The sequence below is a fragment of the Methylobacterium sp. Leaf99 genome (genome assembly GCF_001422375.1).
Lineage (GTDB): Bacteria > Pseudomonadota > Alphaproteobacteria > Rhizobiales > Beijerinckiaceae > Methylobacterium.
In genome coordinates this window covers 701,360-725,177 of record NZ_LMMU01000001.1, presented here as the reverse complement: position 1 = coordinate 725,177, position 23,818 = coordinate 701,360, and the positions used below count along the sequence as shown (strand labels likewise).

Below are 23,818 nucleotides of genomic sequence, written 5' to 3'. Positions count from 1 at the left end.
TCCCCGCGAAAACAAAGGGGAGGACTTGCTCGCCTTTGTCATACGCGTGGCATGGTTTTCCGCCTTGGCGCATGGTATGGATTTCGCGTAACTCCTGCGGCGCGCCACGCGCTGCGAGCCGGTACCCGAGCGATGTATGCCCATCAAACCAAGCTGGTGACGGAAGACGTCCTCGAACTGCGGCGCGAGGGCGGTCGCTACGTGCGCGAGCTGCGCGAGGCCGCGGGGCTGACGCAACGCCAGCTCGCCGCCCTGATCAAGGTGGAGTTCTACACCTTCGTCTCCCAGATCGAGACGGGCCGCGGCCGTATTCCCCCGCACAGCTACCAGCTCTGGGCCGATGCCCTCGGTGTCGACGTCAAGGATTTCGTCCTCGACCTGATGCAGTTCTACGATCCGGTGACCTACAACATCCTGAACACCGACGTCATCGCCCGCCGATGTTTGGGCGAGGCGGTGCGGACCGGCCTCTGAGCTTCGGCTTGCCCGGTCCCGTCTAGGGGAAGGGCAAGAACCTCCTTTCCTCAGCTTGGAACGCACAAAAACCTTCCGGATGTCGTCCCGGCTTTGGGGGGGGATGGCTTGCCAGGGGTATGGTTTGCGCTAAACTGAGCCGCCGACAAATCAGGCGGATTTTTCTCGAGACCGTGACGATCGATGTACGCCCACCAGACCAAGTTGGCCTCCGAGGAGGTCCAGGAACTCCGGCGTGAGGGCGGGCGCTACATTCGCGAGCTGCGCGAGGCCGCCGGCCTGTCCCAGCGCCAGCTCGCCGCACTGATCCAGGTGGAGTTCTACACCTTCGTCTCCCAGATCGAGACCGGCCGCGGCCGCATCCCGCCGGACAGCTACCGGGTCTGGGCCGAGGCCCTCGGGGTCGACGTCAAGGATTTTGTCCGCAGCCTGATGCGGTTCTACGATCCGGTCACCTACGGCATCCTGTTCGTCGAGGCCGACGCAGCGATCCCCGCCAACGCGGCCTGAGCCGCGGCCGTAGACCCTCGGTCCTACACCTTCACACGACGCGACGGGCCGATTTCGGCCGCATGCTATGGGGCCGGTTCCGGATCACGCATCCGGTTCGCGGCTAGGGACGGGCGATGACGATTCTCGTGGGTGGCGCCAGCACGACAAGCCCGTTCCGCGCCGTGGCCTTCATCACGGCGACGTTCGCCGACGGCTACACCCAGACGGCCTCCGGCGCCGTCGTCGGCGTGAACGACGTCCTCACGGCGTCGCACGTGGTCTGGAACGCCGTCCGGGGGACGGCCACGAAGGTCACCGTGGCGCCGGGCTACGACAACGGCGCGAGCCCGTTCGGGACCTACGAGGCCAAGCTGCTCAACTACTACCTGTGGGACGCCAACCGCGACGGCCTGGTGTCGACGACGGAGGCCGACGAGGATGTGGCCATCCTCGGCTTCGCCGAGCGCCTGAGCGACAGGACCGGGTCCTTCGGCCTAGACCCCGCCTACGCGAGCGGCGACGTCCACGTCACCGGCTATCCCGGCAAGTACAGGGGCACCAAGGGCATCCAGCTCACCGACGACACCGGCAGCGGCTACGAGCGGGACGGCGTCTTCCACTTCAACGCCGATGTCGAGGCCAATCCGGGCAACAGCGGCGGGCCGGTGTGGTATCAGGGCGCTTCCGGCCCCACCCTCGTCGGCGTCGTCTCGACGGCGATCTTCGCGGCCGACGTCTCCGGCCATTGGGGGCAGCTCCAGACCTGGATGTCCGCCAACGATTATCTCATGCCGGCGGCGGCCCCGATCGTGCCGGACTACATCGTGAAGGTCGCGCGCCTCTACGAGGCCGGCCTCGATCGCAGCTTCGACCGCGGCGGCCTGAACAACTGGATCGACCAGTACGAGGGCGGGATGTCGTTCACCGAGATGGCGCGGCAGTTCCTCGACAGCGAGGAGTTCACCACCCGCTTCGGCGACGACGACGTCATGGCCAACGGAACCTTCGTGACCCGGATGTACCTCAACGTCCTCGACCGCGCGCCGGAGGCGGCCGGTTTCGAGCACTGGACCAACACGATGAACGCCGGCATGAGCCGCGAACAGGTCCTGATCCATTTCTCCGAGAGCCCGGAGAACCTCAACCAGTCCGCCTACCTGAACAAGCTGCGCGAGATCTCGTCCAGTACCTGGGACATCTGAGCGGCGCGCCGCTCGCCGCCGCGTCGCATCTTCCGGGCCCGGTCACCTTGACGCTCGACGAGCGCCCGTGGTTGATGCGATCCGCCGAGCGCGCGAGCGCTCAACCGTATGGAACGTGACCGATGTCCACTCAGGAACTGGCGCAGCTCGCGACCGAGCACGGCTCCGACAAGTGGAACGGGCATTGGTATGCCGGGCCCTACGCCACCCACCTCGAAAGCCTGCGCCAGCAGCCGATCACGCTCCTCGAAATCGGGATCGGCGGCTACGGCGACCCGGAGGCCGGGGGCGCGTCCCTTCGCATGTGGCGGGACTACTTTCCCAACGCCCAGATCGTCGGGCTCGACTATTACGACAAGTCCCCGCACGCGGGCGAGCGGGTCCGGGTCTATAAAGGTTCGCAGGCCGACCCCGTCGCGATCGCCCGGATGCTCAACGATTTCCCGGGGGGCTTCGACGTCATCATCGACGACGGCAGCCATCAGAACGAGCACGTCATCGCGTCGCTCTACATGCTGTGGCAGTACGTGAAGCCCGAGGGCTGGTACATCGTCGAGGATCTGCAGACGGCGTACTGGCCCAACCATGGCGGCCGGATCTCGGACCTCAACTCGCCCCAGACCTCGATGGGCGTGCTCAAATCCCTCGTCGATGCCCTCAACTGGGAAGAGCGCCACCAGCCGACCTACCAGCCCTCGTCGTTCGACACGACCCTGACGGGCCTGCACTTCTACCACAACCTTGCGTTCCTGAAGAAGGGCAACAACCGCGAGGGCAGCACCGAGGTGAAGGCCAACCGCATCACCGGTGTCTGACCGGCGCGCCACCGAGCTCCGAAGGCCCGCAGGGATACACGCATGATCGGTCTCGTCCTCGTCACCTACGCGCACTGGCCGGAGAAACTCCTGGCCAGCGTCGATGCGGCGGGCCTCGATGTCTTCTGGTCCATCCACCATCACGGATCGGACCCCGCCTTCACCGCGCGGGTGGCCACGCTGGCCGAGCGGCCGCGCACGGCACTCCACATGCACTGCGAGAACCGCGGTCTCTCGCGCAGCTGGAACGACGGCGTGCACGAGGTCCTGGCGGCTGGCGCCACCCACGCGATGCTCGTCAACGACGACCTGCACTTCGTCGAGGGCGGCTTTTCCGCCTTCGTGAAGTTCGTGGAGGCGAACGTTCCGCTGTCGGTCGCCTTCCTTCAGGGACTCGAGACCGGGGGCAGCCCCTATGCGGGGCAGGTGATGCAGCAGGGCTTTGCCTGCTGCACGGTGACCCCGGCGGTGATCGAGCGGGTCGGCTGGTTCGACCAGAACATCACCCCGGCCTATTACGAGGACTACGACTACTACCGACGCTGCGTCCTGTCCGGCGTCGCGTTCGTGACGGCGCCCGATGTGCTCGCCGAGCATGAGCGCTCGAAGACGACGCGCGACAACCCCGAGATCCAGATCGAGCATGAAGCGATCATGACTCGCAACCGGGACTACTACACCCGGAAATGGGGCGCGCCCGGCGCCGAAACCTTCGCGTCGCCTTTCGACGATTCGGCCTGGACCAATCACATCGGCTGGGAGGATCGGGCCGATCCGTACCCTCCTAAAGCTTCGGCGGAGACCCATTCCGAGCCGAAACGGTTCTGGCCGGCCCTCACCCATCGGCTCGCTACCCTGGCTGACCGTTACGGCTTGCGCAGACCCTGAAGGCGCTGCCCGGCCGGGCGCGCCGGGCGCGCGCGGTCGTTCGCATCGGTTGGCGTGACCTGCAGGGCCGGGAGGTGCTCCAGGGTGTCGACGGCCGGATGGACCTCCGCATCCTTCTTGCGCGTGGCTTCCGCCTGGCCGGCCTGCGCGCCGCTTTCGGGCATCGAGCGCAGGGTCCGGCTGTCGAAGACGGATTCGCTCGGAACTCCGGCCGGGGGCCACGCGCCGAAGCGCACCCGCAGATCGTCGACGGGTGCTCGAAGCCGCCGCCCGCCGGCCAGCGCCGGGCTTGCCGGTAGACAGCGTCCCGGGGCGGGAGGTCTCGGGCCGGCGGCGCCGCGCGCGCCTTCGTTGCGTAGGGCAGCCCGTCGAGCACGCTCCGGAGCGTGTGCTCGCGCAGCCCCGAAATTCTCCCGCAACAGCGTCAGGTAAGGCGCGACCGACGCCCATTCGTCATCGGGAACGGGGGAGGGGTCGGCGGCGCGCGAGGAGGGCGTGCGTCCTCACCTGAACCCCCGGCGCCACGGCGTCATACGGCCTCTAGGCCAGGCGCCCCGGTTCGAACGTGACGACGAGATCGTTGACGCAGCCGTACTTCATCAGGTTGTCGTGCAGGATTCCGCTCATGTCGGTTCGCGCGAACCGCTCGAGGATGCCTCCTTTTCGAACGATGAAGGTCTCGGGAAAAATGTCGAGGATCCAATCGAGGAAATCGAGGGGCTGGGAGCGGGAGTGATGCAGCAGACACCAGGAGTTGAATTCGAGATGGACCAGCGCGTTGCTGCGCCAGATCAGGTCCGCGGCATGCCTGAGAATGATTGGCTCGAACCCCTCACAATCGATCTTGATGAAGTCCGGAAGCCGGTCCCCACTGCGCTTGAGCAGCGTCTCGGGCGTGATGACGGTCACCGGCGTCTGCTTCGGGTCTCCGGTGAGATGACCGTAGGCGGAGATTTCATTGAAGAAGGCTCGGCCGTTGCGATCTCCGATCGCGACATGGTGCGGTGTCACGTTGCTGATGTTGTTGCGCGCGAGGTTTTCGCACAGAAGCGCGTGGACCGTTCCGTTCCCCTCAACGGCCTCGATACGGCCATCGGGACAAAGCCCGGCCATCATGAGGGCGGTCACACCGATATTGGCACCAAGATCCCAGCAGACGTAATCGGGTTTGAGATGACGGGCGCAGAAAGCCTGTAGATCTGCCTCGAAAGGATCGATGATGCTTGCGTAGTAAGGGTCCTCATCGGACAGACCTGTGATCTGCCGTACAGTACCGTTCAGCGTGACCGATTTGGTGGGTGTTGTCATTTCAACCACATGCACGTTTTCGGGTATGACCATGACACAATCTGAGCACGAAATCGTTAACGATGCCAGGCGCGTGCCGGGGCTGCGCGCGCATCCCGGTGTCCGGCCGTTTCACGCCCGGCCCGGTGCGTCCGAGATCGCAGCCGGCAAAGCTCGGTCCCAACGCGCGGGAACCGCGCAGGGTGTCCGGTCGCGGGCGGTGATGCGGCACCGTCGCGACGGGCACGACCAGCCCAACGGTCCGACCCGTAGCGGCCCGAAACCCCGACGCAACCGTCCGGTCGGTCGGGTTGCCATCAAGCCGCGAACAGGCGCTTCTGCATCCAGCGCGCCCGCTCCGGAACCTCGCCCGGCATGGGCGCGATCGGTGTTGCCGCAACGGGCTCGGATGCGGCGATCTCGGAAGGGGGATGAGGCGCGTGCGCGGTTTCGACGATCGGCTCGGGCGGCAGGGCGCGTACGAGCGGACGCGCTCGGCTTGCGGCCCGGAGGGCAGATCCCTGCAAAGGGCGGGTAAGGCGCCACAGGCGGCTCCCGACCAGGGTGGCGTGCGCCGTGCGAAAGCGTTCACGGTCCAGGGACAGCCAGCTGATCTTGTCGTCCTGGAATGCCAGTCGGCGGGCCCTGCGCTCGGCAAGGGCCTCGAGCGCCCCGATACGCGCGTCCCGCAGCCCGTTTTCGCCCTCGAGGAAGCGGGTGTGGGCTTCGCTGCGCCCGAGCGCCTCCCCGAGCTCGTCGATCCGGGACTGGAGCCCCTGATGATGGGCGGTCGCTTCCTGCTCCCGGCCCTCCGCCGCCCCGAGCGCCGCGGCGATGCGCCCGATCTCGGCCTGAAGCGCTTCCGCCCGGGCGGCGGCCTCTGCGATGAGGTTGAGATGATGCGCGATCGTCTCCTGCTCGCGGACCGCGCCCGTTTCGAGGAGTTGGGCGAGGCGCTCGATCTCAGCCTGCTGGGTCCGCGCGCGCTCGGCGGCGTCTTCGACCAGGCGGAGATGGTGCGCGACGACCCCCTCCTTCTCGGTCAACATCGCGGAAAGCGACTCGATCTGACCCACATGCGCGTCGAGCGCCGCCTGTCGGCGCGCGCATTCCGCGTCCATCTCGCCGATGATCTTCAGGTGGTGGGCGAGATTCTCGGACCAGCGCGTTTCGGCGCGCTCATCGGCCCGCACCTCGCTGGCGCGCACGAAGCGGTCGAAGTGGTTGGGCGGCAGGGCGAAGTGCGGGGCGAGGTCGGCGTGCTCGTCGGCGAGGTAGAACCGGTTGAGCCCGTCGGCGTAGACGAAGCGGTAGCCTCGCTCGGTCAGGAGCGGCTCCCAGTGCGCATAGTACGGTTCGGGCGAGTTCGGGTGCGTCGCTTCGAGGAGGACGATCCAGGGGCGGACCGCCTCGAAGCGGGTCCCGCGCAGGACGAGGTCTTCGGCGCCCTCGACGTCGATCTTGAGGAAGTGCACCGTCGTGATGCCGTAGGCCGCGCAGGCGGCGTCGAGCGTCGTCATCGGTACGGTGTGGGGGGTGCGCGCCTCCGAGGTGGCCGCGCTCACCGCCTCGACGATCGTCGAGAGGCCGGTGCCGTCCGCCTCGTAGAAGGTTACGGACCCCGGATGGTCGCCGACGGCGCAGCGCAGGTTGAGGTCGCGCGGACGGACCGCCTCGAGGCGGGCGTGGTACTGCTCGGACGGCTCGAAGTTGAGTCCGTGCCAGCCGCGGTCGTAGAAATGCTTGGTGACCGAGTCCTCGTCCGGATCCTGCGCCCCGACGTCGATGTAGAAGCCGTTCTCGACCGCGCCGAGCGCGCGGGCGAGCATCACGTCCTCGTAGTTCTGGGCGTAGGAAATGAACACCATCGGGCGCGGATCCTTGCGGTCGATCAGGGCTGATGCGGGACCGCACGCACGACGTCCATCAGCTGACGCGCGCTCTCGGCCCAGGTGAGCGGTCGGATGCCGGCCTGATCCGGCGTCTCGCCCCGGGCATGGGTCGCGAGCCAGGCCTCGATCGCGTCGGCGAGGGAACGCCCGTCGAAGCCGCCGAAATAGGTGGCGTGTGCGCCACCGATCTCGCGGAAGACGGGCAGATTGCGCGCCAGGATCGGCAGGCCGACATGGGCCGCCTCGACGAGCGGCAGGCCGAACCCCTCGCCTTCCGAGGGGAGGAGCGCGGCCGTGCCAGCCCGGTAAACCTGGGCCAGCACCGCGTCGTCGACCGCTTCGAACCATCGCAGACGCCGGCCGAGCTCGGGATGGGTCGTGATCCGTTCGATCAGCGGATCGACGAGCCAGCCGCGCTTGCCCACGATGGCGAACACCGCCGGGTTCCCCTTCGCCCAGAGAAGCTCGGCGGCGTCGAGGAGCTGGGCGTGGCCCTTGCGCGGCTCGAGCGTGCCGACCGTGACGAAGACGGGCGTATCCGGCTCGAACAAGGCAGGCATCTCGGCAGCCAGTTCCGGATCCACGTCCGCGGCCGACTGCGCCGCGTCGAGGTCGGCACCGAGATGAAAGGCGCCCAGGCGTGGGGTCCGTCCCTGCAGGAAGCGGCGCTCGACCATCACCTGCGCCAGATCGTCGGCGACCGCCTGCGAGATGCAGGCGATCCCATCGGAGATCTCGGCGAGCCCGTGCAGCCACTGGGTGTAGACGCCCAGCATGCCCATCCCGAACCAGTCCGGGCGGTGAAGCGGCAGCGTGTCGTAGAGAACATTGATGATGCGCACGCCGCGCAGGTGCTGGCGCCGCAGCACGGCGAGCGCCTCGGCGGGAATCGAGGCGTCGAAATCGAGGGCCAGAAACGTGTCGCTCGGCTGGAAGTCGAGGAGCGGATCGTCACCAAGCTCTGCCCGGTCGAGGAAGCGTGCCGTGAACGCGCGGGCGTAGCGATACGTGGCCTGTTCCCGCCGGACCGCCACGACCTCGAACCCGGCGGGCTCCTGAAGCAGCGCGCCGAAGATGTTGCGTACCACCCGTTGAATGCCCGAGCGCGCGTCGCGCTGGGCGAGTTCCGTGACGTCGACGAGCAGGCGCGGGCGGGCGCAGGCGGGCGCGTGGTTGTCGGCGAGCGCCTGCGCAAACGCATCGCGCTCCGGGCCCGGCAGGTCGCCCTCCTGCGCCAGGGCTGTGAGCCGTGCGAGGGGGCGGATCGCTTGCAGGAGCGGGTGGTAGCCGCCGACGCGCGCGAGGGCGGAGGACAGACTCGCGTAGCGCTCCGGGTCCGGCGCATGGGCGCGGGTGCGCGGCCAGCTCGACCAGGTCAGCTGCCAGGAGGCGGGGGTGTCGGAGGCGGTCTCGAGGGGATCGGATGCGAGCCGGGCGACGAGGTGGGGATGGGGGGGCGCGACGTCCCGCGAGGACATCGCCGCGGTATCGTCCTGCTCCGCGCGGACGGCCGTGTCCGGTTCGCCCCCCTCCAGGGTGGTGCCGGCCTGCGAAAGGTCGATCAGGAGGCAGGGACCGACGGCGTCGAGGGCGGCCGCGAGGATTGCGGGCTCGTCCGGGCAGCGGGACAGGGGCCCCGGTTCGTGCGTGTCGAGATCGCCCGCGAGCGGCAGGAGGTATCGGCCCGGCGTCAGGCCGGTGAGCGGGGGCGGAGTGGGCGCAGGGGAGGGGGGGCGGCCGCGCCGTTCGACGGCTTGGGTGAAGGCCTGGCAGGCCTGCTCCGCGCTCACGGCCCACGAAAAGCGTGCCTGCTGGACAGCCGCATGGGCGATGGCGCCGGCACGGAACTCCGTGTCCGTGAGCATCCGCTCGAGGCGCTCGGCGATGTCGGCGACCCGCAGGGGGTCGAAGGTGAGGTCGGCCCGCCCGATCACCTGCGGGATGCTCGTGGTGTTCGAGCCGAGGACCGGGCAGCCGCAGCGCATGGCTTCGAGGAGGGGCAGACCGAACCCCTCGTTGAGCGACGGCATCACCGTGACCCGCGCAAGACTGTAGAGGTCGGCAAGGTCCGGATCGGGCACGAACCCGGGCAGCACGAGGGCGTCCGGCGGCAGGCCCTGATCGGCGACCAGCCGCGCCAGGCTCTCGGCCTGCGCGTCCGTCACCTTCGTGGCCAGGACGATCTGGTGGTGCGCGCGCACGGTCTCCGGCAGCCGGGCGAACGCCTCGATCAGGCGGGGGACGTTCTTGCGCGGTTCCGGGATCCCGACATGGAGGACGAACGGCCGGGTGATGCCGTGGCGGGCGAGCAGCGCCCGGGTCGCCTCGGGCGCGAGCGTGCGGGGGGCAAAGATCGGATCGACGTCCGCCCCGATCGCGACAACCCGCTCGGGCCCCATGCGCAGCCGCCGCCGGCCCATCCGGGCACTATGCTCGGAGATCGCCAGGACGTTCTCGGCCCGCATCAGGGTCTGAAGACGGCGCTCGAACCAGCCGGCGACCTCCGGCGTCGGCAGGAACAGGTCCGGCTCCTCGAACGGGATCAGGTCGTAGAGGGTCGCCGCGAACGGGGTCGCCCGATCGGGGGCGATGTCGAGGACCGTCTCGTCGCTCCAACCGTCGAAGGGGCTGGCCACATGCACGAGATCGACGGCAAGGGCCTCGATGAAGCCGCTGTAGAGCGCCTCGGCGGCGCGCGCACGGGGTCCCGCGTCGGTGTCGCATCCGCGGATCGGACTGAGGCCGTGCAGCACGTGGATGCGCTCGGGCCCGACCCGCTCGCGGGCCCAACTCAGCGCGGGGCGCAGAGTGTCGGGCATCGCATCCGAGAGAAGAATGTGCCACGCGACGTCGTCGCGCCGCAGCAGGGCGTCGGCGAGCCCGCGCGAGTAGTTCCCGATGCCGCGATGGCGGGATGCCGACTGCAGCGTCTGCAAGTCGAGGAGAATATTCAGCATGGTCGTCGCACGCACTCTCCGCTCCGGGCCCGCCTGACGGGCGGGGCGGGCACGCCCGGCATGTGCACCAGCTTGACCGCTGAAGGCAACTGCCGCCCGGCGCCCGGTCGCACAATCGGCGGCCCATTCATGGCCCGGAGGGCGCGGCGACGGACAGAGGCGTCAGTTCGCGGACGGCTGTCCGGCCGACGGGGCCGCGTGCCGCGACGGGCCCCCGCCCGTCGCATCGTCAGAGGTTGTGTGGGCTGTCCGCCGCGATCCCGATGATGCTGATCTCGACATCGTGGCCGATGCTCCAGGTCCGCACGGAGAAATCCGGGTTGCCGTAATGACTCGCGTCCATGTCGATCATCACGAACGACCGCTCGCTCACGAAGGTTTGAACCTGCGTCGTCGACTCGAGGAATCGTGCAATCAGCTGACGGCCCTGCTCGTCCAGGGATTGGGGGGCGATCGTCGGGGCCGGATGCGTCAGCGTCGCGGTGTCCAGGGTCGTGCCACCCGGGTGCTTGGTCGCGGCCTCGACGACCTTGTCGGTGATCTTCGTGGCGCCCTCGGAGGACGGGGCGGCGTCCTTCGCAGCGGTCCCGGCCGTGCTCTCGCCGGGGTTCGTCTTGGCGACCTCCACGGCTGGGAGCTTGGTCGCGGCCTCGACGACCTTGTCGGTGATCTTCGTGGCGCCCTCGGATAACGGGGCGGCGTCCTTCGCACCGGTGCCCGTCGCGCCCTCGCCGGGGCTCGCCTTGGCGACCTCCACGGCTGGGAGCTTGGTTGCGGCCTCCACGACCTTGTCGGTGATTTTCGTGGCGCTTTCGGAGGACGGTGCGGGCTCTTTCGCGACGGTACCGGTCGCGCCCTCGCCGAGGCCCGTCTTGGTGACCTCCGCGCCCGCGAGCTTTGTCGCGGCCTCGATGACCTTGTCGGTGATTTTCGTGGCACCCTCGGAGGACGGGGTGGCGTCCTTGTCCTTGACCGCCCCGATCTGCGCCGCCGTGCCGCTCAGGACGGCTGAGCCCTGAAGCAGGGTGCCGGGCGTGGTGCCACCGAGTGCGCCATCGAGTGCGGCCACGCCCTTGATCGGGTCGATGGCCGGATCGCTCGTCGATGCGGTGACGAGCTTCGACGCGGTGACGCTGCCGCCATAGGCGGTGAAGCTCGACAGGAACTCGGAAACGGCGCCCGTTCCGATCAGTTTGGCGAGCGAGGTCAGGGCCATCTCGCCGAGCTTGGTCGTCGCGGCCGTGTCCGAACCGAGCGCGCTCAGTTTGGTCGCGCTGGCATACTGCTCGAGGAAACTGTTGAGGGCTGTCCGAACCGTAAGGTTTGCCGCAGCCGCGACAAACTGCGTGGCGGGCGTGGTCGCGCTCGGCGCGGATAGCTTCTCCGGGGGGCTCGCTGTCGCGCCCGCGGCGGCCGCCTGGCCCTGCACGCTGGCCTGGCTCGGCGCGGAGGGAGATGCACCCCCACCGCCCGCGGAATGGCCACCACCCGTCTCCACCGTGCCGACCGCCAGGAAGGTCGTCATGGCGGCGGCGCTGGCTGGCGCCGCGGTGGTTCCCCCCACCACGACGGTGGCCGGGCTGGGTGCGGGCGATCCTGCCGCCGGGGCGGGGGTCGCCCCGCCGGACGGCATCGGTGCCGATCCCCCGGCCGGAACCGGTGCCGCAGCGGCCGACGCCTTCTCGACCGCCACCGGCACCGCGTGTGCGGCCACGCGGCCGACCAGGATCGCCGTCATCGGCGGGGCGCTCTCGGCGGCCCGCATCACGGCAATTTCCTGACCACCCGCGGCCCCGAGCCCCAGGACGTTGAGGCGGACCAAATCGATGTTCCCGAAGATGGCGGGTCCGCTTGCGGTGCCGGTCAGGACCGCGCTGACTTGGACGAGTGCGCCCCCTCCGGCCACGGCATGCTCGGCGGCCGCGTCCAGGGCAGCCTCGTCCCTGCCCTGAGAGCGCCGGCCTTCCGCTGCGGCCTGGCTCACTTCGACGACCGTGACGGGAACGGCCTTGCTCCGCGCTCCCCCCGCCGGGCTCTCGCCCAGGATGCCGCCGGTGGCATCGACGGCCTGATCGGCCGGCAAGGTCGTGCTGATCAGGGCGATCGCCGAGAGGACGAGGGCGTGGCGGGCATGGCGTCCCTCGTCCTCGCCCGTGAGACGGCCGAGTTCGTCATGCGCGGAATGGGGATGCGGATCCGGGCCGGGCATGACGGAGTTCGTGTCGCGTGCATGCCCCTCGGTGCCGGGCTGGTGCATTGCCGCCGCGGGCTCTTCGCTCGCGAGCTCGCCCGCCATCGCGTCCCCACCCGCGAGCTGGAACGCCACCGTGGCGACGATCGCAGCCAGGAGCGCGGCTGGGTGCAGAACGAGATTGCCGGCCTTGCCCTGCGCGTTCTGGCGCGGAATCGGTACGAGGGTCGGGTGCTCCGATGCGACCGCGTTGAGCAAGGCGCGGAAATCCGGGCCCTGCAGCGGGCGCTCGAACGCCTCGGAGGCCACCACGTAGAGATCGTCGATCCGCGCGAAGTGCAGGATCACGTCGCCGTCGAAGCGGCAGAAGACGAACCAGGGGTCGCCCTCGTCGGTCAGGCCCCGGTCGGTGGTGATGCGCAAGCCGGCCTGCGTGAGGGCGGCTTCCACGCGGTAGAACTCGGCGATCTCCTGCTGGGACCAGTCGCCGCGGGCGACCGGAGCCGGACGGAAGAACGAGAGAATGGCGCCCATCTAACCTGACCCTGCCCCAAACCCGCGCGAAGTGCGCCTTGCCCGATTGTGCGGCCGGGTCGACCGTAGACCCGGTCAGGTCAATGTTCGTTGAACGAACGGCCGAGCGCCTCGAAGAAGGGTGAAACGATGTAGCTCAGCGCGGTGCGCTCGCCCGTGGTGACGACGATCTCCGCCGGCATACCGGCCACCAGCCGGCCCTGCATCATCTCGGGGATCTGCAGCTTGCTGATCTGTACGATGCCGAGAAAATACGGCTGGCGCGTGGTTTCGTCGATGAGTCGGTCGCGGGAGACCGATTCGAGGTTGCCCAGGATCGTCGGAATGCGCCGCGAATGGAAGCTCGGGAACTTGATCTCGGCCGGCATGCCGGCATGCACCGTCTCGAGGTCGTTGGGCGCGAACTGCACGTGCACGACGAGCTTGTCGTCGTCGGGCACGATCTCCATCAGGGCCTCGCCCGAGCGCACGACCTGACCGATCGTGTAGACCTTCAGGCTCTGCACGACGCCGGAGCGGGGCGCACGCACCTCGAGGCGTCGCAGGACGTCCTGGGCGACGGCGAACTTCTCGCGGAGCTCGGCGCTTCTCTGGCGAGCCTCGAGGAGCTGGCCGGCGATGTCTTCCTGCAGCTTCTGACGCAGCTGCGTGATCTGCAGGCCGGTCTCGTTGATGCCGTTCTCGGCCTTGGCCGTGTCGGCGACGGAGCGGCCGATGACGCCCTCGAGACGGGTGCGCTCACGCTCCATCACGAGGAGGCGGCTCACCGGGATCAGGTTCTTCTCGCGGAGCTGGCGCAGGCCGACGAGTTCCTGGTTGATGAAGCCGACCTGCTGCTCGGTGGCCGATTTCTCGACGCCGAGCCCCGAAATTTCGTTCTTGAGCTGCCGCACCCGCGACTCGAGGAGCTCGATCTGACCGACGAGGGAGCCGCGCCGCTCCTTGAGCTGCGCCGTCTGATCGCCGATCACCCGCGCGACGGCGGGCTCCGTCTGACGCGCCTGGATCTCCGGCGGAAGCTCGAGGCTATCCCGGCTGTCCCGTTCGGCCAGCAGGCGCGCCTCCTGGACCAAGGTGGCGTCGAGCTGGGACCGGAACAGGTCGACGCTGGCGGTGGCCTGGATCGGGTCGAGCCGCAGCACCAATTCGCCTTCGCGCACGGTCTGGCCTTCCTTGACCAGGACCTCGCGCACCATGCCGCCCTCGAAATGCTGCACGATCTTGCGGCTGTTCTCCACCGCGATCGTGCCGGGGCTGACCACGGCCCGGTCGAGCCGGGCCACTGCCCCCCAGGCGCCCATCACGCCGAAGGTGGAGAAGATCAGCACGTAGCCGGCGATGGCGTGGTGCTTCCACGTGGTCAGGTGGGGCGGGGGCGCCGGACGCGGGCCGGCTTCCGTCGCATCGTCCGCCGCATCGCCGGCGGCCGTCATCAGGCCGGTGCGGGTCAGACCCTGCCGGACCCGGGCCGTGGTGCTGGAGAGATGGGCGCGCAGTGCAGGAAGGTTCATGCTCATGGTCGTCTCGTCAATCCTGTCGCCCGGTGCCGTGTCGTCCGCCCGCAGCCTATCCGGCCGCGCGCTGGCCCTGCATGCCGAGGCGGCCGGTCGTGGGCGCTGCCACGGATGCGGTGCCGGGGGACGGAACGGGACGCGGGCCCGCCACTTGGCCGAGGATCTGGTCGCGCGGTCCATAGGCCTGAACCGTGCCGGCATTCATCACCAGCACCGTGTCGACGGCGGTCAGGATGTTGACCTTGTGGGTCACGATCAGGATCGTGGTGCCCATCTGCTTCAGCTCCTGGACGGCCCGCATCAGGGCTTCTTCGCCCGCCGCGTCGAGGCTGGCATTCGGCTCGTCGAGGACGATGAAGCTCGGGTTGCCGTACATGGCGCGGGCGAGGGCGATGCGCTGGCGCTGGCCGCCCGAGAGCGCATGGCCGCCGCCGCCGATCTGGGTGTTGTAACCATCGGCCAACCCCTGGATCAGTTCGTGGCAGCCCGCCTTCTTGGCAACCGCGATCACCGCTTCCTCGTCGATGGTGTCGAAGCGGGCGATGTTCTGAGCGACCGTGCCGGCGAACAATTCGACGTCCTGGGGGAGGTAGCCGATATGGCGGCCGAGCGCCTGGGGATCCCAGTGCGAGATCTCCGAGCCGTCGATGCGCAGGGCCCCGCGGGCGATGGGCCAGACGCCGGTGACGGCGCGGGCCAGGCTCGACTTGCCGGCCGCCGACGGGCCGACGACGCCCACCACCGTGCCGGGCTCGAGCTTGAAGCTGACGCCCTGGAGGATCGCCTGCGTCTTGCCGGGGGCGGCGACGACGAGGTTTTCGGCCTCGATCTGACCGGCGGGCCGGGGCAGGTTCATGCGCTCGGGCTCGGGACCGGCGATCTCGATGAGCCTCTGCAGGCGCGCGTAGCTCGCCCGCACCGCGTTGAAGCCCTTCCAGTTCGCGATGAGCAGTTCCACCGGGGCCAGGGCCCGCCCGATGATGATCGAGGCGGCGATCATCGAACCCGGTGAGATTTCCCGGTGGATCGCAAGATAGGCGCCGACGCCCAGGATCAGGGTCTGCAGGAACATGCGGACGAACTTCGTGCCCGCGACGATCAGACCGGCCCGGTCGCTCGCCAGGGCCTGGAAGGCCAGCACTTCCTCGTGGCGCTGGCCCCAGAGGCGACGCAGCGCCCCCAGCATGCCCATGGCCTGCAGCACCTCGGTGTTGCGCAGGGTCGCTTGCGCGTACTGGCTGGCGGCGTTGCCGGCCTGGCTCGCGGCGGCGAGCTCGCGCTTGGTGGCGACTTCGTTAAGGAGGGTCAGGCCGAAGATGATGACGCCGCCCGCGATGGCCATCCAGCCGAACCAGGGGTGGAGGATGAAGCAGGCGAGCAGGAAGACCGGCGTCCACGGCGCGTCGCAGAAGGCGAGGAGGCCGCTGCCGGTGAGGAATTCGCGCACCGTATCGACATCGCGCAGGGCGATGCCGTGGCCGCCTTCGGGGTTGCGCAGGTTGCCCCGATGGACGGCCGAGAAGATCGGGCTCGCGATCTTCTCGTCGAACAGGATGCCGGCGCGCACGAGGAGGCGCGAGCGCAGCATCTCGAGGAGGGCGTAGACCACGAGCGCGAAGGCCGCGATCAAGGTGATGCCGATGAGCGTCGTCTCATTGCGGCTCGACAGCACCCGGTCGTAGACCTGGAGCATGTAGAGCGGGCTGACGAACATCAGAAGGTTAATGAAGAAGCTGAACACAATCGCTGTCACGAAGACAGGTCGCGTTGCTTTGATCCCCTCCTTCAGGACCGAGGACTCACCGCCCACACCCCTCATGCTCATGCCCGATGGCCCTGTTCTCTGGCGACTCGCCGCCGACCTACGCGCGCACGGACGCAATTGTCTATCACAATCATCCGGTCGATGCAGCCGCCGGAATGGGCGCCGTCGATTCGATTACAGAAATCGCCTGCCCGGATCGACAGTGTGACACCGTTGAAAACGGCTCTGGTTGGCATGCGGAGCTGTCTCCGCACCGAACGTCCCGCGATCATATTTGAGCTGTCGACCGTTCGATACAGCCTTGGGAGGCGGGCCGTCCTTTGTCGGAGGGGTGTGGCCGAATTGAGAGCGCTTGCGACCCACGCGGCATAGGCGCCCGGACGGGTTGCCCGCGATCAGCCGCGGTCGATCTGCCAGCCGGAGCGGCCCTCGGCGAGACCCGTATCCCAGAAATGCACGAGGGGGTTCACGCCGGCGGCGCGGACGTCCGGATTGTGGGCAAGATACCCTTGCGTGCTGAAGGATTCGCAGGGGTCTCGGCCCTCGCGCCAGCCATGCTCCAGATAGTGGCGCATCGGATCGATCCCCTGGGCAGCGACGTCAGGGTACTTCCAGAGGTAGAACGCCTCGTTGAAGCCGCCGATCCCGGCCGGTTTGGCGGGGCGGCGGGCGGATTTCTTACGGAATGGAAACATGCCGCCTCTCCTGCTCACCTGACCGACGGTCGATCCCGCGCAACTCTCCGCGACGGAGGGGCGGGGCAACGCGCCGGTGCGGTTGCCCGTCCGCAGCCGTCCGACCGGAGCGCTGCGGCTCCATACCGTGGTGCCGGGCCCAAGGCTAGCGGCGCCGTTCAACGCTTGACGCGCCGGGTCAATCGACCTAGCCGCGGCGGTAGCTTCTTCCAAATCATTCGAGAGACGAGGGCCACCACATGACCGGCAAGCGCGCGCTGATCACCGGCATCACCGGGCAAGACGGGGCCTATCTCGCCCAACTCCTCCTCGATCAGGGCTACAGCGTCCATGGCGTGGTGCGGCGCTCGAGCCATGCCGGCGTGTTCGATCACCGCCTCAAGTGGCTCGGCATCGTCGACGCGGTCACGTTGCACGACGGCAACCTCCTCGACCTGTCGAGCCTCGCCCGCATCGTGCAGGAGGTTCAGCCCGACGAGGTCTACAACCTCGCCGCCCAATCCTTCGTGACCGCGTCCTGGCAGCAGCCGGTGCTCACGGGCCACATCACGGGCCTCGGCGCCGTCAACCTGCTCGAATGCGTGCGCACGCTGCGCCCGCAGGCGCGCTACTACCAGGCCTCCTCCTCGGAGATGTTCGGCCTGATCCAGGAGACGGTCCAGAGCGAGACCACGCCGTTCTACCCGCGCTCCCCCTACGGTGTGGCCAAGCTCTATGCCCACTGGATGACGATCAACTACCGCGAGAGCTTCGGGCTGCACGCCTCGAACGGTATCCTGTTCAATCACGAGAGCCCCCTGCGCGGCGTCGAATTCGTCACGCGCAAGGTCACGGACGGAGTCGCCCGGATCAAGCTCGGCCTCGCCCAGGACCTGCGTCTCGGCAACATCGACGCCAAGCGCGACTGGGGCCACGCCCGCGACTACGTCCGGGCGATGTGGATGATGCTGCAGCAGGAGAAGCCCGACGACTACGTCATCGCGACGGGGCGCACCACCACGGTGCGGGCCATGTGCGAGATCGCCTTCGCGCATGTGGGCCTCACCATCGACGACCACCTCGTCATCGACCCCAAGCTGTTCCGCCCGGCCGAGGTCGACGTGCTGCTCGGCGATCCCGCCAAGGCCAAGGCCGCCTTCGGTTGGCAGGCCGAGACCTCCCTCGAGACGATGATCCAGGAGATGGTCGAGGCCGACCTCGCGCGCCTCGGCGGCCTGAAGGCCGCCTGATGTCCGCGCCCGTCCGACGCGTGCTCGTCACGGGCGCGGCCGGCTTCGTCGGCCGGCACGCCCTCGCGGCGCTCGCCGGGGCGGGCACCGAGGCGCTCCTCGGAATCGGGCGCGGGACGATCCCCGCCCTGCCGGAGGGCGCCGACTTTCGGACCCTCGATCTCGCCGACCGGGAAACCCTGGCGGCCTGCCTGCGGGACTTCCGGCCGAGCCACGTCCTGCATCTGGCGGCCCAGGCCTCCGTCGGGCAGGCCGCCGGCGCAGGCCTGGAGACCTGGCGCACCAACGTCGCGGGCCTCCTGAACCTCGCCGAAGCCCTCCGCGCCGAGGCCCCCGCCGCCACCCTCGTCTTCGCGAGTTCGAGCGAAGTCTACGGGCGCGCCTTCCTCTCCGGCCGGCCGGTGGACGAGGACGTCGTGCCCCAGCCCGTCGGGGTCTACGCCCGCACCAAGCGCGTCGGCGAGGAGATGCTCGCCGACGTGCTGGCGGGAAGCGCGGTCCGCCTCATCGTGGTGCGGCCGTTCAACCACACCGGTCCGGGCCAGGACGAGCGCTTCGTCGTGCCCGCCTTCGCGCACCAGATCGCCCGGATCGAGGCGGGCCGCATGCCGCCCCGCCTCGCCGTCGGAAACCTCTCGGCGCAGCGCGAATTCCTGGACGTGCGGGACGTGGTGCGGGCCTACGCGCAGGTGATCGCGGCCAGTGAGGAACTCGCCTCCGGCACGGTGCTGAATGTCGCCTCGGGCCGTCCCCACGCGATCGCGAGCGTGCTGGAGGATCTGACGCGGCTGGCGCGCGTCCCGTTCGAGGTCGTGGTCGATCCCACCCGCATGCGGCCCTCGGAGATCCCGGTGGCCTTGGGCGACGGCCGTCGCATCCACGCGGCGACGGGCTGGGCCCCGCAGGTGCCGTGGTCCGAAACCCTGGCCGCCGTCCTGGCCGACGCGCGGGCGCGCAACGTCGCCTGAAGGCGCTCCCCCGTGGGGGGCCGGGTTCGATACGCTCCGCGCCACTTATCCGGACGGGTCTCCCGCGAAGTCCCACCATCCGGCACGGTGGGGAGCGCCCGCAACCGCGTCGGTCCGGCCTTGGAGGGCGACCCGGGCACCGTCGGTCCTCGCCCCGGGCCCGACGGTGCAACGGGCGTTCGATGCGGGACGCTCAGCGTCCGTAGATGTCCTCGACGCGAATGATATCATCCTCTCCCGTGTAGGAGCCGACCTGCACTTCGATGAGCTCCAGGGGAATTCTGCCGGGGTTGGCCAGGCGGTGCATCGAACCGATGGGCAGGTAGACGGCTTCGTTCTCGTGCACCAGCACGACGCGCTCGTCGACCGTCACCTCGGCGGTGCCCTTCACCACCACCCAATGCTCGGCCCGGTGATAGTGCTTCTGCAACGAGAGCCGCCCGCCCGGCGTCACCATGATCCGCTTCACCTGGAAGCGCGCGCCGACGTCGATGCGCTGGTACCAGCCCCAGGGCCGGTACATGCGCAGATGCGCGTCCGCCTCGGGATGCGCCCGGGCGCGCAGCTGACCGACGAGTTCCTTCACCCGACCGGACTGCGCCTTGGAGGCCACCAGCACCGCGTCCCGGGTGGTCACGACCACGACGTCCTCCAGGCCGACCACGGTCGTCAGCCCCTCGCCCTCGCTGTGCACGAGGCTGTTCCGCGTCCCGATCAGCTCGACCCGGCCGCGCAGGGCGTTGCCCTCCGTATCGTGCTCGAGGACGCCCCAGACCGCGTCCCAGGTCCCGACATCCGACCAGGGGAACGAGACCGGCAGCACGGCGGCCCGGGTCGTGCGCTCCATCACCGCGTAGTCGATGGAGATCTTCGGGGTCTGCCCGAAAGACGCGGCGTCGAGGCGGACGAAGTCGAGGTCGGTCACGGCCGCGTCGAGCGCTGCGCGGGCGCCCGCCAAGACCTCGGGGGCGAATGTCTCGAGTTCCGTCAGCATCACGTCGGCCCGGAACAGGAAGTAGCCGGAATTCCACAGGGCGCCATCCGCGATGAGCCGCTGGGCCCCGGCCGCGTCGGGCTTCTCGACGAAGCGCTCGACGGCGCAGGCGCCGTCGCCCCCGCCCTCGGCCTCGCTCAGGGGAGCGCCGCGGCGAATGTAGCCGTAATCGGTGGCGGGCCGTGTCGGTTCGATGCCGAGGGTCATCGTGTAACCGGCGCGCGCGCCGGCGGCCGCGGCGGCGACCGCCCGGCGGAAGGCTTCGGTGTCGCCGATGACGTGGTCGGCGGCCATGATCAGCACGATCGCCTGCGGGTCCGTCCGAGCGGCGTGGAGCGCGGCGACCGCCACGGCGGCGGCGGAGTCGCGCGCCGTCGGCTCCAGCACGATGTCGGCGGACAGGCCGGCCTGCACGAGTTGCTCGGCCACGATGAAGCGGGACTCGGCCGCCGCGATCACGGTGGCGCGCGCGAACAGGCCGGGCTCGTCCACGCGCCGGGCGGTCGCCTGGAAGGTGGACTGCTCCGGATCGACGAGGCGGGCAAATTGCTTGGGCATGCTCTCGCGCGAGGCCGGCCACAGCCGCGTGCCCGAACCGCCGCACAGGATCACGGGGCGGATGAGGCAGGGCGTCGAATCGGGCATTGAGGGCGTCTCCGCGTTGAAGGTGGGCTGCCGGACGGGTCCGCCCCCGCGCCGGCGGCGTCGAGGGGCCGATGGCGGGGACGAGGCTGCGCGGCGGTCGGGGATCATGGCCGTGCGGCGCCCGTGAGCCCGGCACCGGCCACGATCAGGACACCGGGGTCGCCGCGATCCGGAGTGCGTGGACGGCGGCTTGGCCGACCTGATCGGCCAGGCCGATCCCCTCCTCGGTATCGGGGAAACCCGCGATGAAGGTCGGCCCCAGGCTGGGATGGCCGAGGACGACGACGTGGGTCAGGGCGAGGCTGAGATCGCTGCGGACGAGCCGGACCACCTGGAGCGGGCCGATCTGCCCATAGACCGTCTGCTCGGCGTAAAGCTCGCTGCCGGGCTGAAAGGAAGGTTTTGTCATCGGGTACCCTTGGCCCCTCGGCGCTTGGGCTGGAGAGAGCGACCATCTAAGCGTTGTGATGCAGCCTGTCAGCCACGGCGGGGACACAGGATGAGGCGGACGGTGCCGGGGCGGCGGCGAACGAGGCCTTGCACGACCCGCTCAGGCCGGCTCGACCTTCTCGGAACGCGACGGGACCGCCCTGCGACGGGCGGGGTTTTCCGTTTATGGCGCGATCGACCGTCGCGGCGGCCCGCACTACGCACCGAGCTGCGCCTCGATGGCGTCGAGCCGGGCCGCGTAGCGCCGGCCGATGGCGGCCGGGCTGAACGCCCGGGCGACCTGCTGCGCCGCCGCTTCCGCGCGCGCCTGCGCCTCCGCCGGGTTCTCGTAGACCGCCCGCATGGCCGCCGCGGCCGAGGGCAGTGACGGCTCGGCCCAGCGGCTGCCGGGCTCCACCGCGATGTAGGCCTCCGGCCGAACCGGCACGAGGGTGTAGTCGACGAGGAACGCCGTCTCGGGCGTGCAGAACGCGAGATTGCCCGAATAGGCCGTCGCGATCACGGGGCGCTTGAGCTGCATCGCCTCGATCATCCCGATGCCGAGGCCCTCCGAGCGGTGCAGCGAGACGTAGGCATCGCAGGACTGCTTGAGGCCCAGGAGATCGATGTAGGGCAGGGTCCGATCGATGATCCGGATGCGCGGATCCCGTGCGATCAGGGCATCGATCGTCCGCCACAGCCCGACCTGATGGGGATCATCGACACTCGTTCGGTTCTGGGTCTTCAGGACGAGATGGACTGGCTCCGGCGAGCCCTTCGGGAAGGCTGCCAGGAAGGCCCGGACGAGCCCGAGCGGGTTCTTGCGCTCGATGAACGAGAAGGCGTCGAAGGTCGCCAGATACACGAAGCCGGTTTCGGGCAGTCCATATGCGGCCCGCGAGCCCGGGATCGTCTCGGGGAGGGGCTCCACCGCCAGGCCGACATCGTGAACCGGCACGTCGCAGGCGCCCTCGTAGATCGCCCGGTTGTACGCCGAAGCGACCCAGACCTCGTCGAGGAGGTCGAGCCCCAGCCGATGGGCGCGGGGCACCTGGTCGAGCTCCCAGAAGACGTAGCCGATGTTGTAGGAGCGCGCGAACACACGGGCATCGATCTCGGCGAGGGCGAGCGGCAGCGTATCCGCATTGAGGTGGACGAGGTTGATCGTCCGCGGCCGGCGCAGCTCCGGCGTGGCGATGTCCGGCCCCCCGAGCGGTGAGGGGAAATCCCCCCGGTAGTCGAGGATGGCGGGGTGCCGGCCCGCGGCCCTGAGGGCCGCGAGGGACTGGCGGGTGGCCTGCCCGATGCCGGAGGCCGCGCGCACCGGACCGATCACGGCGATGCCCGGCTCGAGCCCCGAGCTGATTCGAGGATCGCGCGCGAGCGCCGGTGCGGTGCCCGGATGCCCGGCGGGCGGGCGGGGACTCGCGAGCGCGAGGCCCTGGGCCGCGAGGCTTTCGGTGAGCTGTCGGCTGAGGGCCTGCGCCGGCTCCGGTCCGCCCTCGAGGGCCAGGGCGAGGAGCGCCTCGAACCGCGAGCCCGCATCCGTCCCGGCCGGAGCCAGGATCTCGGCGGTCGCGGCGGCGGGCAGGAATCGCGCGAGGGCGGGTGCGCGTGCGCAGTGCAGGATCAGGATGCAGAGGGCGAGGGCCCGTTCCAGCATGCCCCCGCCCGTGACCGGCGCGAGGGCGGGGTCGCGGCTGAGATAGGTGCGCAGGAAGTCGTTGAGGGGGTAGGAGGCATTCGGTGTCGCGCCCCGCGTCAGGAGGCGGACCTGTGCTTCGGTGATGAGCGAGCCGTCCGGCGCGAGGGCCGGCGCGCCCTCGGTGCACCACCAGAACAGGGCCTCGCGCAGGGCCGCCGGGTCGGCGAAATCGCTCGCCTCCGGCCTCGCGTCGACGATGGCGTTGTAGGCCGCCACGCTCACTTCCGGCGCGAGCCCAAAGCGCGGCATCGGGGCGTTGAGGAACGCGATCTGCGGGGGCGAGAGGGGCAGGCCGCCCGGTCGATGGCCCTCTGCCGCGAGGTAGCGCTGCAGGGCGGCCAGGGACCCGGCCGGATCGCCGGGCGGAACGGGGCGATGCGCGAGCTCGGCTCGGTAGGCGAGGTAGCGGGTGACGAGATGGACCGGCTCGTACTCCGACGCGTCCGTCGCGAGGAGCGTCTCCAGGCGGGCGCGCGTCGCATAGCCGGGCCGGGCCGGCTCGGCCCCTTCGTCCGGCTCACCGAGGGCGAGACGCGCGTGCTCCGCCTCCGCCCGCAGGAGCGCGCGCGCGCGCCGGTTGCCCGGCAGGCCGAGGAGATGCAGCGGGTCGAAGCAGAGGGGCGAGCCCGGGAGCATTGCGCCGGTTGCGGCATCGCGGACCTCGACGGGGCCGATCCCGCGCAGATCGAAGCAGACCTCGAAACCGTGGCACCCGTCGCCCTTGCCGGCCACCCGCAGGTCCGCCCGGTCGCGATCGGCGACCACGCGCGCGCGCCGCTCCCCGCACGCGACCTCGATCACGACCCGGCGCTCGGGCATCGCGGGATCCCATGCCCATCCGACGATCCGCTCGTCGTCGAGGATGTCGATGAAGCCTTCGATCTGGGGCGGTGGGTCGGAGGTCTCCGACGGGGGCTGCGGGTCGGAGATCTCAGACGGGGGCTGCGGGTCGAAGGTCTCCGACGGGGGCTGCAGGTCGGATGTCTCCGACGGGGCCTGCGGAGTGGGGATCTCCGAAAGGGGCTGCGGGGCAGAGGTCTGCGACTGCAACCGTTTGCCGATCTTGAACAATGCCATCTCGCCTTCCCCAGCCGCGCACGCGGCGCAGGCGCCGTATACGCGGCTGATGTTTACGAAGGGAG

The 23,818-nt window shown here is 69.6% G+C and carries 18 protein-coding genes; 7 read left to right on the top strand and 11 right to left on the bottom strand.

Features of this window, described 5'->3' with window-relative positions; all coding sequences use genetic code 11:
• Positions 1 to 132 precede the first annotated feature (132 nt).
• The 5 genes from ASF28_RS03310 to ASF28_RS03290 all read left to right on the top strand — a co-directional run bounded on the left by ASF28_RS03310 (position 133) and on the right by ASF28_RS03290 (position 3,871).
• Positions 133 to 474, top strand: coding sequence for a helix-turn-helix domain-containing protein (locus tag ASF28_RS03310; RefSeq protein WP_056087617.1), 342 nt, complete (start codon positions 133 to 135; stop codon positions 472 to 474).
• 183 nt (positions 475 to 657) lie between these two features.
• Positions 658 to 984, top strand: coding sequence for a helix-turn-helix domain-containing protein (locus ASF28_RS03305; RefSeq protein ID WP_056087614.1), 327 nt, complete (start codon positions 658 to 660; stop codon positions 982 to 984).
• 116 nt (positions 985 to 1,100) lie between these two features.
• Positions 1,101 to 2,168: a DUF4214 domain-containing protein gene (locus ASF28_RS03300; RefSeq protein ID WP_056087611.1), complete on the top strand. Its 1,068-nt coding sequence runs from the start codon at positions 1,101 to 1,103 to the stop codon at positions 2,166 to 2,168.
• Positions 2,169 to 2,290: 122 nt separating this feature from the next.
• Entirely contained in the window at positions 2,291 to 2,983 is a 693-nt protein-coding gene (locus tag ASF28_RS03295) for a class I SAM-dependent methyltransferase (RefSeq protein ID WP_056087607.1), read from the top strand.
• 42 nt (positions 2,984 to 3,025) lie between these two features.
• Positions 3,026 to 3,871, top strand: a complete 846-nt coding sequence (locus tag ASF28_RS03290; protein WP_056087605.1) for a glycosyltransferase family 2 protein — start codon at positions 3,026 to 3,028, stop codon at positions 3,869 to 3,871.
• Here the strand turns inward: ASF28_RS03290 and ASF28_RS03285 are convergent.
• From ASF28_RS03285 to ASF28_RS03250, 8 genes are all read right to left on the bottom strand, one after another.
• Positions 3,850 to 4,035: a hypothetical protein gene (locus tag ASF28_RS03285; protein ID WP_210166742.1), complete on the bottom strand. Its 186-nt coding sequence runs from the start codon at positions 4,033 to 4,035 to the stop codon at positions 3,850 to 3,852. The genes ASF28_RS03290 and ASF28_RS03285 overlap by 22 nt on opposite strands.
• 376 nt (positions 4,036 to 4,411) lie before the next feature.
• On the bottom strand, positions 4,412 to 5,212 hold the full coding sequence (locus ASF28_RS03280) for an FkbM family methyltransferase (protein WP_082475974.1): 801 nt from the start codon (positions 5,210 to 5,212) through the stop codon (positions 4,412 to 4,414).
• A 263-nt stretch (positions 5,213 to 5,475) separates the two neighbouring features.
• Positions 5,476 to 7,026: an FkbM family methyltransferase gene (locus ASF28_RS21405; RefSeq protein WP_244474872.1), complete on the bottom strand. Its 1,551-nt coding sequence runs from the start codon at positions 7,024 to 7,026 to the stop codon at positions 5,476 to 5,478.
• Between the two features lie 23 nt (positions 7,027 to 7,049).
• Entirely contained in the window at positions 7,050 to 10,007 is a 2,958-nt protein-coding gene (locus ASF28_RS03270) for a glycosyltransferase family 4 protein (RefSeq protein WP_056087598.1), read from the bottom strand.
• A gap of 229 nt (positions 10,008 to 10,236) precedes the next feature.
• Positions 10,237 to 12,648, bottom strand: coding sequence for a hypothetical protein (locus tag ASF28_RS03265; RefSeq protein WP_157085329.1), 2,412 nt, complete (start codon positions 12,646 to 12,648; stop codon positions 10,237 to 10,239).
• Between the two features lie 164 nt (positions 12,649 to 12,812).
• A complete protein-coding gene (locus ASF28_RS03260) occupies positions 12,813 to 14,165 on the bottom strand; it encodes an HlyD family type I secretion periplasmic adaptor subunit (protein ID WP_082476115.1) in 1,353 nt (450 codons plus the stop codon).
• A 133-nt stretch (positions 14,166 to 14,298) separates the two neighbouring features.
• Positions 14,299 to 16,065, bottom strand: a complete 1,767-nt coding sequence (locus tag ASF28_RS03255; protein WP_147711121.1) for a type I secretion system permease/ATPase — start codon at positions 16,063 to 16,065, stop codon at positions 14,299 to 14,301.
• A gap of 341 nt (positions 16,066 to 16,406) precedes the next feature.
• Positions 16,407 to 16,706, bottom strand: a complete 300-nt coding sequence (locus ASF28_RS03250; RefSeq protein WP_056087587.1) for a hypothetical protein — start codon at positions 16,704 to 16,706, stop codon at positions 16,407 to 16,409.
• Positions 16,707 to 16,945: 239 nt separating this feature from the next.
• Between ASF28_RS03250 and gmd the strand changes: the two genes are divergently transcribed.
• Entirely contained in the window at positions 16,946 to 17,935 is a 990-nt protein-coding gene (gene gmd, locus ASF28_RS03245) for a GDP-mannose 4,6-dehydratase (protein WP_056087584.1), read from the top strand.
• Positions 17,935 to 18,903 (top strand): NAD-dependent epimerase/dehydratase family protein, encoded by a 969-nt coding sequence (locus tag ASF28_RS03240; RefSeq protein ID WP_056087581.1) that lies wholly within the window; start codon positions 17,935 to 17,937, stop codon positions 18,901 to 18,903. The genes gmd and ASF28_RS03240 overlap by 1 nt, the downstream gene beginning before the upstream one ends.
• A gap of 193 nt (positions 18,904 to 19,096) precedes the next feature.
• On the opposite strand, the gene ASF28_RS03235 is transcribed toward ASF28_RS03240, so the two are convergent.
• From ASF28_RS03235 to ASF28_RS03225, 3 genes are all read right to left on the bottom strand, one after another.
• Entirely contained in the window at positions 19,097 to 20,542 is a 1,446-nt protein-coding gene (locus tag ASF28_RS03235; RefSeq protein ID WP_056087578.1) for a mannose-1-phosphate guanylyltransferase/mannose-6-phosphate isomerase, read from the bottom strand.
• A 145-nt stretch (positions 20,543 to 20,687) separates the two neighbouring features.
• The gene (locus ASF28_RS03230) at positions 20,688 to 20,951 is read right to left on the bottom strand and encodes a hypothetical protein (RefSeq protein WP_056087576.1); all 264 of its coding nucleotides are present in this window, start codon (positions 20,949 to 20,951) and stop codon (positions 20,688 to 20,690) included.
• Positions 20,952 to 21,188: 237 nt separating this feature from the next.
• Entirely contained in the window at positions 21,189 to 23,753 is a 2,565-nt protein-coding gene (locus ASF28_RS03225) for a glycosyltransferase (RefSeq protein ID WP_157085327.1), read from the bottom strand.
• Positions 23,754 to 23,818 lie beyond the last annotated feature (65 nt).